The sequence below is a fragment of the Mariprofundus ferrooxydans PV-1 genome, from assembly GCF_000153765.1.
In the GTDB taxonomy this organism is placed as follows: Bacteria; Pseudomonadota; Zetaproteobacteria; order Mariprofundales; family Mariprofundaceae; genus Mariprofundus; species Mariprofundus ferrooxydans.
This window is the reverse complement of record NZ_DS022295.1, coordinates 715,707-729,567: the sequence shown is the minus strand read 5'-3', so window position 1 is coordinate 729,567 and position 13,861 is coordinate 715,707. Positions and strand designations below refer to the sequence as shown.

The following is a 13,861-nucleotide window of genomic DNA, read 5'->3' as shown; positions in this document are numbered from 1 at the left end:
GCAACCTTGATGGCGGTCCGCCAACATCGAAGACCTGAGCACAAGTCTTCATAAGTGTACGAACGTACACTATAGTTCGCAAATGACGACTCCCCCAGACCATGATTGGCCAAATGCCATTGCCCATATTGATGCGGATTGTTTCTTCGCATCATGTGAGCTTGTACGCCGCCCAGACCTCATAGGATCGCCTGTGTGCATTCTTTCGAGCCAAGATGCATGCGTGATAGCCAAAACCTATGATGCGAAGGCAGCGGGGATTAAAACAGGCATGCCTATCTGGGATGCGAAGAAGCTGATGCCCCATGCCACCTATCTGTCAGCAGACTTTCGGTTCTACGGGTTAATATCTGAGAAGATGTTTTCGATTCTAAGGCGGTATTCCCCAGATATGGAGGTCTACTCCATTGATGAGGGCTTCCTTGATTTAAACGGCACCAGGCAGCTCTGGAAGAAGGACTACAAAGGTATTGCCCATGACATTCGGCGTGCCGTGCATCGTGAGGTCGGAATTACCGTGTCAGTAGGAGTTTCAGTGACACGGATTCTGGCAAAAATCGCATCGGAATATAATAAACCGAATGGCGTAACCATTGTGCCTAGCAGCATGATTCAACTCTTTCTCAAACGGGTAAAACTGTCTGATGTATGCGGTATTGGACGCAACAGGCTCGCAACCTTGAACAAGTTTAGCATTCATACTCCGATGGACTTTGTTAATGCTGACATTGAGGTCATCAAGCAACTACTCGGAAAGGCCGGGACCGATCTCTGGCATGAGATGAAGGGCACGATGGCCATAGGGCTGGAGTTGCATGCTCAACTTCCCAAAAGCATGGCCCGAACCGCCAGCATGGGAGAGGTTACTGGTAACAGAAAAACCATTATCTCTCATCTGATCCGCCATACTTCTCGACTAGCCACAGAGCTTGTGACAAAGCGCCTACTTACCAAGCGCATTACTATTTTCTTGAGATTGAAAGACTTCAGCTCGCTGTCAGCCCAGGCTGATTTCGAATATCCGACAAACAACTACTTCAGACTCAGTCGCTCTGTTCAGGCCATGATGGCCGATCTTTATCAGCCCAATGAACTATATCGGGCTTGCGGTATCATTGCTGAGAGCATTACCAACGCTGAAGATTCTATGCCTGACTTGTTTGGTGTTATGAAAACTGATGCAAAACAGGCCTCCATCTTTGCCACCATGGATGACATTAATAAGAAATATGGGAGAGGTACATTGAGGGTCGCTGGCGCCCATGTTTCAAATATATCAGGGCAGAGAGTTCGGTTTATGTATCCAATGATTGAGGCAAATTGAATTCAGGCCTCTGGTTGATTAAGTTAGTGTCTGCTTTGGCCGCGAGTTTCCTGTGGTGATCGATCGGCAGATGTCCGCCCTGAACAGGCAAAAAAGCACCTACCTCGAACCTGATCGTAACCCACGAGTGTTGGCAACGGTTGCTGGCCCTAGGCCGAGGGGGGTGCTGAAACTGTCTTGGCTAAAATTGCCAAGAAGAGGTGGGACTTTTGACTGGAATATGCAAATAGATTACTTTTGATCAATCTCTTTCAAATATGCGTTCACCATATCGATGTTAACATCTTGACTCAACTGACTAGGCTTGGGGGCCATCGAAAGCCACTGACGCATTATCCCCGTCTTTCGAACTGAATCGCTGGAATAGCTTTCTGATCCAGCTTTTTCTAATGACTTAGTGAGAATTCGACTTAGCTCATGAGCAGTCATCCTTTTTCCATTTGCGGATCGAAAAACCGGCCCGGCTTTCTCATTTTTTGCATCTTTCAGCTTGAGCAAGGCTTCAATTGACACTTTGCTCAGCAAATACCCAGTGTAGTGGTTCGCCGACCTGCCAGAGCTCGCCAATTCTAAAATACAATTTCCATCTTCAATATTTCGCAGATTCTCACAGTCCAGCCGCACTATCTCGCCTACACATAGTCCATCCAGAAGTAGCGAATATATAGTCTTCGCCAATATGTGTTCCTCTTCGCTATCGAGATACTGAAGCATCCGCGCTTGGTCCTGTTTACTCATCAATTTCATCTTCGCCATCATCATCAATCTCCATTTGCGTAAGTTTATGTGTAAATGTATTTACACTGTAATTTACACCTAAGCATGCAGACGGAAAATCCTTCGTCAGCATCGTCAGTGCTGCCCATGTCAATTAAGCCTTTCTTGATGCGTAGGTTTAATGCATGACCAAGTAGGTGCGTTTGAGCAGTTTTAGGTTATTTAACATCTCCTGCCATTAATTGTTTTAAGGCGCGTTCCCACGGCAGGTTTATACCATTATCCGAAGCAACCATATCCAACGCAGCATGTAGCGGTATGGGGGAATTGGATTGTTTTGAGTTTTTGACAATGGCTTTAGCATCTTGTTTGCAATGTTTGACAGAGCAGCCAGATGGGAATTTTAGTGTGTGCGTGTTCATAACAACTCCTTTTTATTAATTTTTACTTGGCATTTTGGACGCTAGTACCTTTGATGCTGCTTTGGTCACATATAAGCATCCAAACTTACCTCACCATAAAGCCGTTTGTTTGCTATCTCGACAAATTCTGGTTTTATATGTTCCAAAAGTTGTTCTAGCAGCTTATCCACTCGTTTTAAGTCATTCTTCTTTAACGATTCACCATCGGGATGAGATTGTCTGATTTCCTGGATTTCTCGATGCGCTGCCTCCGCATTAACACGCATATTGATAACAGCATCAGAAGTATCCCAAACCCCCATTTCATCAAACGCCAAATAGATATATGGTTTTAAGCTTTCGATCTGTTTGTGGCCCGTCATGGAGGCGACTTTTGTAAGAATAGTATTTTCAATATCTATGGGTAACTTCTTGCCAATATATGCTTTTAGGCGCTCTACAACCTGGATGGTGATCCACCTGTGGCGTAACATATGTGCAGTAGCTCGCTCAGAGATGCCTGCAATTTTACGTAACCGGGAGATATCCACGGTAATAGTCGGCGTACTCAATGGTTTGCCTCTAAATGTAAGAAGTAATGGTCCTGTATTGTCAGTAATTTCTTTCTGTTTGTGTTTAAGTTTGCGAAGATGCAAGCGTCGGTCGATTTCGATAAATGTTAAAAGAGCATCTAACGTGGCCTCTGGAATTGGCACTAGACGTTCCTTCCAATCTCCACGCTTAGCTGTTTTTAGTAGGAGTTTGCAACTACCATTTTTTTTGGTCCGTAAAACATCTTCAACGAGAATTGTGGCTATTTCTACGCGACGGGCACCAGTGTCACTCAGCAGCTTAAGCATTATTCTTGCCCGGGATTGTACGAACCTGCTTTTTGCTATTTCACCACATGCATCCAATAGCGATGTAAAAATATTTCTAGCCATAGGCTTAACATCTCTTGCTATATCGTTGGGTACCATGCACTCATGGCGCAGATAATGGGTATTTCTGCGATTAACCTTAACCGACTTTTCTTCAACGGTAATTTGAGCTCCACTCCCGTAAGGCCCCACGAGAACATTGCGAACCGGAAACAGAGCTTGATACCACTGGAGGTAGTCTAAAGTTCGCCGTAGAATTTTGTTTGTTTGCCGACCACCACGACGTTTTGACTGCGGTACGACCCTGTCTTCTTCATTAACAAGGTAATCACTAAATGCATTCATCACGTCATTTGAAATATCATCAAAAGAGAGATTTTGTTGATATAAGAATACTAATAGTAAAGCAATTTGAGCAGCATCGTTCCTTACTGTTCCAATTGATCTCCCCATGCGTAGGCGGTGTACAATATACATATTGGCTTCCCAGCAAGGTTTTAGACTGGGCCAGAACAGGACTCTTACGCCTGAAACAGATCGGTAGACAGGGCCATTGCTTCCTAGATACAGGGTTAACTTGCAACGCTCGTCAGTTGTTTTCCACAATTGTCTTTTTATTGTTTGTTTATTCATCGGTGATGACTCGAAGGCCACGAAATGCACTTGGATAAGCTAAGGTATGAGCTTTAAGAGTATCCTGTAGAAACTTATGAGAGCGGCTTATCTCTGATGTTTTTTCTAATAAGTCCAGATATTGATTGGAGAATTGTAGAATGTGATTGGTAATAACTTGATCTTCATCATGCACGTTTTTACATGTTTGTTTATACGCATCTCTGGTGCCTGGTTTTGCAATGGCTGAAACAGATCTGATAAGGATTTTTTGGCGGTCTTTTTCGAAGCTAGGCAGGCCACCTTTATAGAATTTTTTTATGTATTTACGCAAAGTAGCTTCTGACATGGGCGTGATACCAAGATCAGTATCTTTCCATTTGCATAGCGCCCTGTAGCCGCTCATAGCATCTAGTGTCGTCTGTGGCGTATCCTTAGGAGTAGACAATGCTTTCTGAAGGACCTTTAAAAGGTTGCGGACAGAAGCCTGCTTCTTTTGTGATATAGCAGCAACACCAGGGGCTATTTCACCAGGTTTTAGCTTAGGCATGGGTAACCTCCTTTGAGTAATTGATGACAATCACATGCTTTTCTCCATTACTTGTTTTAATAGTGTGAGGTGTAACTGTATAAACACCTTCTTCGTGTAAATATTGTAGATATTGATCCAAGTCATTCGGATCAATGAGATCCAGCCTGTCTGATCCAAAGTGATTGGCTAGAACATCTTTAAGTTTTTTGTCCCCCTTGACCGACCCAAGAACTTGTTGATTAAGTAGGGCTGAAGTTGCCATTGCAACCTCGATACTTGTAACCTCTGCGCCAGTTAGTTCTTCGCGAATATAATGCCAGGTTTGGCTAATATCCCCGTGGCCCATGAACCAAGTGAGGGCTGGGAGTGAGTTCTCCATCCCACAGAGATGGAAGAAGCTCATTGCGCCAAAACGACGGGGCTCGTGACTTTGCAAATACCACCGCCTACCTTCTCTATCGCATGGTGATTCAATATAATCGCAATACAGGTCAAGATATTTTCTGAAAAAAGTATAGCAAAGGGGCGTTCCTGCTGAATTTGAGGGCCTGATAAATAATAGTTTATCTATTTGGGGGTCATGTTTTCGTAACTTATTGGCATCTGATAATTTTCGTGATAATAGATTTTGTTTGTTAAGTGCTTTTCCAACAAAGCTGGGTATTGGACGACAAGCCGGTGAACGTGTGTCATCAATGCCTACTTTTTCCAGGTTAAAGTCGAGGTAGTTTCTTCCCTGAGTTATTTTTACCGCTGATGGATGCAAATTCAGGAGTTCTTGGATACGTCGTATTGAAAATGCAGCTGTAACAGCCACAATGACAGCTGAATTCATTAACATGGCATCAATAAGTGTTAACCCTGAATTGCGTATGATGCTAGGCAACAGACTGTTCCCTGCGGCATCGCGATATTTTTTCGGTGAATTAATAGCCTCATAAAAGATTGGTCCAACCCTCCAGATACCTAAGCGTTTAAGCTCTGCTGGAGGAGGGGTCTCAGAGAATGCATTCTCCCAGTAGTCGGGCATATCTATGCCCAGTGCATCGCAGCCGGCTCTCATGTTTTTTGAAATTCGTAATGCATTGCCTTGTTGCTTGATGACCTTGCCTAAAATTTCTAAGTAATAGTCAATCAACGGAATAGTTAAGTTTAGAACCCAATCTATCATATGATCATAAATGAATAGTGCGACTTCAACAGGTAGAGTTGGAGTACGATTCTTTGGCCCGCATCCCTTTAGCTCAGGGGGAATACGCTCTAAATTTAATGCGTGTAACTGTGAATCTTTTAAGCTGTCGCAATACTGTACATAGCGGCGTAAGTAACTCAGCCCTTGATATAGGTTTAGTTGTGCGCTTGAGCTACAATGGGTTGTAGCTATCTGAGCAATGGTCTTATGGCGATGGCTAAGTTTTTCACGGCAGAGGTTGCTGGCCTGCTCTTGATGCCGATAATCGATACACTGTTCAAACGGGCGAAGATGGTAAATTAGATGTTTGGACTTTGTTATGCGCACTCTGTCAACACCAATTCGGTCGGCAACTGTAAGTAGTGGTACGGTTCCATTTCTATCCAACATGTTTTCCATTTTCAGCCAGCGCCGAGCAAATATGAGCTCTTCAGAGCTCAAGGTGGTAGGAGTCGGCATGCCAGGAAGACATTTAGGATCTGAAGAAATAATTTCCCTGTTCCAGTTGTCGATTTTACTCCTTTCGTCTGATGGAAGATTTGATGCCCAGTGTTTTACCTTCCCCCTTGTTTTCAAGTCAGAATAAATGCTTTGAATAAATGCATCCCATCGCTTACACCAACTGCCTGTTCCACAAATCCCCCCATGAAGGGAGTCTACGAGGAGCATTTCGACTCGATGATTGGATAATGCCGATAATCCAAGCAATTCAGCCTGATCAGGGGCGTTAAAAATAAGGTATTCTGAAATTCGAAGCATGGTCCGCTGAAATTTTGCAACTTCCTTTAAGTTGCTAGTTGCTGCTTGAGGGCATTCGATGTGCGCAATCACAATGAGTTGACAGTGGAGGAGCAGCTTGCTCCAACGCATGTCAGTCAGTCTTCCTTGAGGTAATTTCATTCCCCAGTCAATGGTAATCGCACCACGCCACTTGTCGTTTACAAGCCGCGTTTGATTGGCGTTTTTGAGCCACCAAATAGGATCTTTGAAGTTATTTATTAACCAGCTTGGTTTGACATTTAGGGATATTTGATCGTTATCGTTATTTAGATACTCAACAAGGTCTTTGGGAAGGCTAATCATTTTTTAACTTCCGGTGAGCGTAGGGAATGAAATGATACCGCGAATTTCACCCGCGATAATTTCAGCTGCGCGTACAGCAGTCTTCAACTCATGCATGCTGTCGGGTAATGGTCCTCTCAATACATTGAGTAAATCAATCCACATCCGAGGCGTCGTTTTTGTAGATGGATCTGGTGCATCAAGATCAGCCTCCGGACACTCACGAAGGACTTCTTCGTAGAGCATGGTCACAGCAAGCTTTTGGGGGTCATTTATTAGCAATGTTTTTGAATTGCATTCAGTTACTAACTCTTTGCTTTCTAGCACTGATGGATTAATGATTTCTTTTAATCGTGAGAGCAGTGCTGAGCTAGTCTCATCTGCGAAACTTTGATTTGCATCGAGAAGTAGGCCACAAATGAATTCATGTAGTTGAGCTTGTGTAGAGAAGTCTGTTGCTGTTAAAAGATAAGGTTTTTTGGCGCAAGCAGCGCTTATCATTAAATTTTGCCAGCGGCGTATTTGACGCTCATACATGGCTTCCTGTATCGGCTTGGGGATATAATTGTCGATTGTTGTTTTTAAATTCTTGTGCCCAAATGCTCTGGCTGTCACAGCCACGTCACCTTGGGACTCAAACCAGGATAAGACTCCGGAAGAGACTCTGAGGCTCGATAACCTTGCTGTCGTTGCCCAAGGTGAAAGGCTTGGATGAGACCTGATAAAGTCAGTTCTGGAGTGGACCGTTTCTGGATTTGAGGCTTCAATATTGTTTTCTATATTAGCAATTTTCGCATTTGGTTTGCGGAACATTTCTCTCATTTGATTTATTGAGAAGCGTCCAACTTTGTAACCGACGATATGTGTGAATCCGACCCATAAATAGCGAGCATCATCCAATCGATTTTGTTGGATCAATGACTTCCGCACAGGATTTGTCCATTTCAGAACCGCGGCAAGAATAGCCTTTCCTCGCGGCGTGAGTACGCTTGATTTTTGACTTTTTGCTCGCATTTTGTTAACAGTAAGACGCAGGTCCGTTCCATTTTCTCCTGCATTGGCAATTAATATTTTTTGATTTTTGCTGTCGACCAAGCGGGCATTAAGTAAAGATTCCACGTTCAAACGCGGGTGATCTATTAAAAGCAGCACGATCAGAGGAATTGCGTTTCGACACGTCAATATACCAAGGTGAGAAAATAATTTTTCCCGGCCGAATTGAATTGGAAAACGCCAATGATTTTTTCCATTAATTATTGATTTTCTGTTCTCTACATTAAATACGTATGGTTGTGGAAGATCTCCCATCTCATACTTTACTAGTGCGAGGTTGTTCGCAAAGACTGCTGGGTGGCCACCTTTAGGGTTAAACCAGTTTCTCCCATTTGAAGGGTCAATATAGCCGCCTTTGGTTCCATCAACTCTGCCATCAATTCTCCTTCGACTATTAAGTATTCGTTGAATTAAATCATAGTCGACTGAGTCAATTAACTGCTGACCTTTTTTTTCTAGCAATTGTAATGTTTCAAATTCTTGATTTGCGCACGTAGAAAAACAATTGATGGATGATCTGAGCTCGTTTTCATAATTTTCAAGATACTCGTTATCCGACAAATGAATCGATAGTGGTACCAATAAACAGCTATGATAACTGTCGTTATCGATGTCCATTGTGGCATGCAGCGTCGAGGCACATTCATTCAGTACCTTTGGATTTACTAGGCCACGAGATACTCTGGTTTTTTGCATGTGAAAGGCACGGTACGATTTGCTATAAAAATCGAGTTCGGGGAATAGCCCCGCGCGGGACATAATTTTAATGCAACGGAGGAATACAGACCAAGCCGTAGATGCAGTATCCATCTGTACGCCTTGATCAATTATATCGTGTTCATACCAACTCCGCCGCAAATTTTTAATCAACCCATGGGCTTCTGATTTAAGCAAAGGCGGGAGTGGATACTGGTGCGGCGATTTGATATGACAATTTACCCAAAAGGTCGTTACCTGTTGGAGTTTAAATGCCTGCATTGGGGTAGAAAAACCTTTGGCCCATCGTTCGAGATTCTTTAGCCACTCGTCGGCCAGGTCATCTGGTAATTGGTCAAGTAGCGGCAGAGAAATGTCAGCGAAACTGGTTCTGTTTCGCGATGAGTGACATCTTAACTTTCTCTGACCCATGAAAAACCTCCCTGACCATTTAGCTAAAACTGATCAAGGAAGTTATTGTGGAATAGTCGGTGACTAATATATAATCCTTATGAATCAGTATGTTAAGCTGTATCATATGATTTTTTCTGTCAAGCATTTTATGAGACTAAGTCCATTATTAGCTCATTGTACGGAGTTAAAGTTTCTCCTCATCGGTAATAGACTATCTGTTGCAACATTGGGTATGGGGAGGGTTTTTCTGAATGAATTAGCAGGCATTGTCGTTATCGCAATTAGAGCAGTATCTTTCCAAAGCGGCCTGGATACTGAAGGGCCCAGTAGATGCTTCTGATTTCGAGGTATACATCTTTCCACTGCTGCTCTTTAACCGTATTTCCGATGTTTACGATGAAGAATTCCGCATCGCGCTGGAAGAGTCCGATGGCGATAAAGAGTATGCATTGCTCCCAGAGTTCCATCGTTTTGAAATCCCTGAAGGCTGCCACTGGCGAGATGTAAGAGAGACTTCCACCAATGTAGGGCAAGCCATAGAAAAAGCATTGAGAGGAATCGAGCAAGCTAACCAGGAATACTTGTATGGTATCTTTGGTGATGCTCAGTGGAGTAATAAAAACAAACTCTCTGACAGGCTTCTGGTGGATCTTGTAGAGCACTTTTCTCAATACACATTAGGCAACATGTCTGTTGATCCAGACATGTTAGGTAATGCCTATGAATATTTGATCAAGCATTTTGCTGACTTGGTAAATAAGAAAGCAACACTTTCCTTCTTTATCAGCCCTCGCAAGAAAAATAAAATCAGTCACTTATCCAAGAAATCAAGAATAATGAGGGTTTAATAAAAGGGATTCTGGATAGGTTCCCGTCTTGATACTTAAACGTTTTAAATGAAGTGATTGCCCTTTGAAATATCGTAGATGTAAATTGGAAAGTAATTAGCTCAGTCGCCATTCATCGTTACAACTAGTTTTCTTGATCCACCATGGTTTCTGTGTTCACCCAGATAGATGCCTTGCCAGGTACCCAATCCAAGCTGGCCGTTTTTGATAGGAATGGTAAGGCTGTTTCCAATGGTTGTGGTTTTTAAGTGGGCCGTAATGTCATCTGGGCCTTCATAGGTATGGGTATAGAACTTTTGGTTCTCCGGGGCGCTTTGATTGAAATGATTCTCCATGTCTGAGCGAACTGAAGGGTCAGCATTTTCATTGATCGTTAAACTTGCACTGGTGTGCTGAATGAAGAGATGCGCAATGCCTATGTTGAATTGTTTTAGCTCGGCTAGGCTGGAAATGATTTCACTGGTGATTAAGTGAAATCCACGGCTGCGAGGTTTCAGGGTGATGGTCTTTTGTATCCACATCATCGAAGCATACGAAGAATTATGGATGAGATGTAGTATAATATTCAGTGCTAGGTGTGTCCTATTTGAATCATAAAAGTGGTGTGTAAGAAAATGCCGGCCCACATCAAGGCCAGCCTGCTGGGCAACAGTCTCTCCGTGCCGATTAAAATGGGCCGACTGGCGCTCGGTACCTGGCAGGGTATCTGGCTTGGAGAGCACCGGAATCATGGCGGGGCAAGAGAGATTATCGTCACACTGCATGGCGAAAGCCCTGCTTTTGATATCTGATCTCTCTATCCACAGGCTCTGTGGATAACTCTGGGGATAGTTGGGGTGACTTCCGCTACCCGGCAACGCCTGTAGTGATCCGCTGTTCAAAGCCTATAATATAAGCAATAGGTATTTATCAATAAAAACAGTATATTGAAGTTTTTATTTAATGTTTATTCTGTTATATTTAGCTAAGTCGTGAAAGTAATACATTCACAGCCTCCCGCAGTGGATAAGGGTGCTAAAAATGCAATGACTGTATCTTCTGACGGGAAAAAGGAGATATAGAGAGCTCTCTTGGTTCCGTCAATGATTCTGCAGGTATCCACGCCGATTGACCGACAGGATAATCGCCTTACCATGCTCAAATGAGATTAGCCGCCTACATTTCCGGGCACGGATTCGGTCATCTGGCACAGCTTGCGCCGGTGCTCAATGCGCTATACCGGTTGGAACCGGCATGCCATTTTCTGATCCGCTGTTCGCTGCCGGAAGCGGAGATTCGGGCTCGCCTGGAGTTTGATTTTGATCTCGATCAGGAGTCGGTGGATATCGGGGTTGTGCAGAAATCTGCCATCGAAGAGGACAGGGATGCATCGATCCGACAGATGCGCCTCTGGTTGACCGGCTTTGATGCTAACGTGCAGCGCGAGATCGAATTACTGCGAGAGTTTGCCCCGACACTGGTGCTCTCCAATATTTCACCGTTGGCCTTTCCTGCAGCCAAAGCGCTCTCTATTCCCGCTATAGGACTGGCAACGCTGGACTGGCATACCATCTATTCGCACTGGCTGGCAACAGATGATCCGGTGCTGGAGATACTGGCTACAGCCTATCGTGTGTGCGACCTGTTGCTGACACCGCCTATGGCTATGCAGATGCCAATCTTTTCCCGGCAACAGCAGATTCCATTGATTGCCGCTGTTGCGGATAGCTCTGCGTATTCAGCGCCAACAGTGGCGGGCAAGATTGCACTGGTCATTTTCGGTGGTTCTGCGCAACCACCCTATGATATACAGGCGCTCTCCCGGCTCGATTCGTGGCAGTTTCTGATACCGCATCTGTCGACTACAGATATCCCGGTCAATGTAACGCCTGTCCGATTCGGGCCCGATTTGCGGGCGGTTGATGTTATGGCGCATGTCGATACGGTGGTTTGCAAGCCCGGTTATGGCATTCTGGCTGAATGCTGGAGTACGCAAACCCCGATCGCCTGGGTGGAGCGACCGGACTTTCCCGAGTTTCCCATGCTTAAAGGGTGGTTACAGAACAGGTTTCCTGCAGCCGGCATGTCGCGCTCCGATTTTGCCGCAGGCCAGTGGGGCAGGGCTCTGGCAGCCAGCATCGCTTCACCACGCAGTTTTCCCGCTACCGCTGGTGACGGGGCAATTGTTGCGGCAGAGGTTTGCCTGGCCGGATCTGCCGGGAGTCGTGGCCGGGCGTAATCAGCGAGCCTCGGGTGTAAGTGCCTGCCACTTTCCGGCAGGGCGAGGTTTAACTACACTTAAGCGTATGAGACGGGTTCATATGAATGCTATAAGGCTGGCAAACAGATACATCAGGGCGTTATCTGTTGCCTGGCTGTTGCTGGCGGCTACGGTGGCCGTGGCTGGAGAGCAGGCTGGACAAAGTGAAGTTGCTACAGCAGCTGTGCAACAGCTGGCGAAAGTGCATCAAGCGCAGTCGCAGGCCGACACCGTGGCAAATGTGCAGGTGCTGGAAGATCGATTGAAAAACACCCGGGCGATCGGTATCTTCACCAAGCTGGCTATCCGAAATGATATTATGGATCTGGTCGATGAGATCAGGGCCTATCGCAAGCAGGCACGGCTGCAGAGTCGCCTGAAGGAGATCAGATCCAGTTTTGATGGCCTGATATTGAAAATCATGGCTCTGTTGGAGGACGACCCGGCGTTGTCCCGTGATCTCTACACGAATCGCGAGTTGCTCTGGAACAGCTTGTTGGAGGTGAAGGCATGAAACATCTGTTACTGTTTATGGCGATGATGCTGTTGGCATCGCCTGCGGCCGAAGCCGTTTCCGAAGCACAGGATATTGCGGCAACCATTCTGCTGCGTGGATATGATTGCGGTGGCCGTCAGGTCAGTCAGATCAGCAAGCATACGGATAGTCGTGGCAATCAGGTTATTCAGGCGACGTGTCCGAACGGCACCCGTTATCAGATCAATATCAGTGCTGATGGCCGTGTTTCGGTGACGCCGCTGCGTTAACTGCAGTGTGATCGCTGATGTAAGTACGCTTGTTCTTCCGCTCTCCGCAGCATACTTGTCACGTAACTTCCATATTTACGGCCCTGAATGCACCGTTTGCCACGGCTGATGCCACAGCTGCATAGCCCTCTTCAATTGCCTCTTCACCCCGATCAAATTCAAGCAGCCCCATATGTCCCAGTCGTGGTGAGATCAGTACATCGGGAGGATCACCTGCCAGTCGACTACGGGTAATGCGATCCTGCATGATATCGATAGCACCGGTCATGGCTTCAAACATGCCCGGTATGCGAATATCATCGTCACCGTTTGTCAGCATGGCTTTGGCTCGTTTTGCCAGCGGAGTGAGCCCTGTGGCAATCTTTTGCAGCAGCTCATTTTGAGGCAGTGCCAGCGCCAGCCTTGTTTCCCGCCCCTCCGCACGGGCATGGTTGCCGACCAGCTCACTATTCAGATTTACTGCAATAACAATATCTGCACCCATGGCACGGCATAAGGATACGGGAACAGGATTCACCAGCCCGCCATCCACCAGCCATTGGTGTCGGAGGTGGTGCGGGGAGAAGAGGCCGGGCAGGGCGATCGAAGCTCTGACTGCATCATGCAGGCTGCCCTGCTGAAGCCAGCATTCACGCCCGCTCTCCAGATCGGTGGCAATAGCGCCGAATGGTACCGGTAATTGCTCAATCGGTACGTTATCGACATAACGGCAGAAGGATTCCAGCAGGCGCTCCCCCTGGATCAGGCCGCCCGCACCCAGGTTGAAATCAAGTAACCTGACAATATCCCGCATCGAGATATCTCTGACCCATTGTTCGAGTTGATCCATGTGCCGGCATGCCAGGGCGGCGCCAACCAGTGCGCCTATGGAACAGCCGCAAATGATATCCGGACGAATGCCGTGCTGCTCCTGCAACGCTTTAATGACGCCGATATGGCCCCAGCCACGGGCTGAGCCGCTGCCGAGGGCGAGTCCGATTTTCTGTTTATCCGTTGGCATCAGTATCATCCCCCAACCCGTGTCGGCATTGTGCCCGGTTCCTGGCCGTCATGCTCTACACGGTAAAACGGATGTTCCGTTAACAGAGATACTGGGCTGCCTGCTGCTCAGTTGCAAACCTCAGG

12 protein-coding genes and 2 pseudogenes are annotated in these 13,861 nt (G+C 46.0%); 6 read left to right on the top strand and 8 right to left on the bottom strand.

Features of this window, described 5'->3' with window-relative positions; translation table 11 throughout:
- Positions 1-82: 82 nt before the first annotated feature.
- Entirely contained in the window at positions 83-1,324 is a 1,242-nt protein-coding gene (locus SPV1_RS10375) for a DNA polymerase IV (protein WP_040881823.1), read from the top strand.
- Between the two features lie 231 nt (positions 1,325-1,555).
- Here the strand turns inward: SPV1_RS10375 and SPV1_RS10370 are convergent, their stop codons facing one another.
- From SPV1_RS10370 to SPV1_RS10345, 6 genes are all read right to left on the bottom strand, one after another.
- Entirely contained in the window at positions 1,556-2,083 is a 528-nt protein-coding gene (locus SPV1_RS10370) for a site-specific integrase (protein ID WP_040881822.1), read from the bottom strand.
- A gap of 176 nt (positions 2,084-2,259) precedes the next feature.
- Positions 2,260-2,463: a hypothetical protein gene (locus tag SPV1_RS10365; protein WP_040881821.1), complete on the bottom strand. Its 204-nt coding sequence runs from the start codon at positions 2,461-2,463 to the stop codon at positions 2,260-2,262.
- A 65-nt stretch (positions 2,464-2,528) separates the two neighbouring features.
- Complete coding sequence (locus SPV1_RS10360; RefSeq protein ID WP_081441989.1) at positions 2,529-3,956, bottom strand: tyrosine-type recombinase/integrase; 1,428 nt, start codon at positions 3,954-3,956, stop codon at positions 2,529-2,531.
- Positions 3,949-4,485: a hypothetical protein gene (locus tag SPV1_RS10355; RefSeq protein ID WP_009851142.1), complete on the bottom strand. Its 537-nt coding sequence runs from the start codon at positions 4,483-4,485 to the stop codon at positions 3,949-3,951. Before SPV1_RS10355 ends, SPV1_RS10360 begins: the two co-directional genes overlap by 8 nt.
- Positions 4,478-6,742 (bottom strand): hypothetical protein, encoded by a 2,265-nt coding sequence (locus SPV1_RS10350; RefSeq protein ID WP_009851141.1) that lies wholly within the window; start codon positions 6,740-6,742, stop codon positions 4,478-4,480. The genes SPV1_RS10355 and SPV1_RS10350 overlap by 8 nt, the downstream gene beginning before the upstream one ends.
- Positions 6,743-6,745: 3 nt before the next feature.
- Positions 6,746-8,902 (bottom strand): hypothetical protein, encoded by a 2,157-nt coding sequence (locus SPV1_RS10345; RefSeq protein ID WP_009851140.1) that lies wholly within the window; start codon positions 8,900-8,902, stop codon positions 6,746-6,748.
- 248 nt (positions 8,903-9,150) lie between these two features.
- Between SPV1_RS10345 and SPV1_RS10340 the strand changes: the two are divergent.
- A pseudogene (locus SPV1_RS10340) lies at positions 9,151-9,678 on the top strand (type I restriction-modification system subunit M N-terminal domain-containing protein); the annotation flags it as partial.
- A 155-nt stretch (positions 9,679-9,833) separates the two neighbouring features.
- On the opposite strand, the gene SPV1_RS10335 reads toward SPV1_RS10340, so the two are convergent.
- Positions 9,834-10,253 (bottom strand): secondary thiamine-phosphate synthase enzyme YjbQ, encoded by a 420-nt coding sequence (locus SPV1_RS10335; protein ID WP_009851138.1) that lies wholly within the window; start codon positions 10,251-10,253, stop codon positions 9,834-9,836.
- Between the two features lie 93 nt (positions 10,254-10,346).
- Here SPV1_RS10335 and SPV1_RS14195 point away from each other — a divergent pair.
- From SPV1_RS14195 to SPV1_RS10320, 4 genes and pseudogenes are all read left to right on the top strand, one after another.
- Positions 10,347-10,523: pseudogene (locus tag SPV1_RS14195) on the top strand (YjbQ family protein); the annotation flags it as partial.
- A 350-nt stretch (positions 10,524-10,873) separates the two neighbouring features.
- Complete coding sequence (locus tag SPV1_RS10330) at positions 10,874-11,950, top strand: hypothetical protein (RefSeq protein WP_009851135.1); 1,077 nt, start codon at positions 10,874-10,876, stop codon at positions 11,948-11,950.
- 67 nt (positions 11,951-12,017) lie between these two features.
- Complete coding sequence (locus tag SPV1_RS10325; RefSeq protein WP_231288380.1) at positions 12,018-12,485, top strand: hypothetical protein; 468 nt, start codon at positions 12,018-12,020, stop codon at positions 12,483-12,485.
- Positions 12,482-12,736 carry a hypothetical protein gene (locus SPV1_RS10320; RefSeq protein ID WP_009851133.1) on the top strand — a complete coding sequence of 85 codons (255 nt, stop codon included), beginning with the start codon at positions 12,482-12,484 and terminating at the stop codon, positions 12,734-12,736. Before SPV1_RS10325 ends, SPV1_RS10320 begins: the two co-directional genes overlap by 4 nt.
- A 58-nt stretch (positions 12,737-12,794) precedes the next feature.
- Here SPV1_RS10320 and rssA read toward each other — a convergent pair whose 3' ends face one another.
- Positions 12,795-13,745 carry a patatin-like phospholipase RssA gene (rssA, locus tag SPV1_RS10315; protein WP_009851132.1) on the bottom strand — a complete coding sequence of 317 codons (951 nt, stop codon included), beginning with the start codon at positions 13,743-13,745 and terminating at the stop codon, positions 12,795-12,797.
- Positions 13,746-13,861 lie beyond the last annotated feature (116 nt).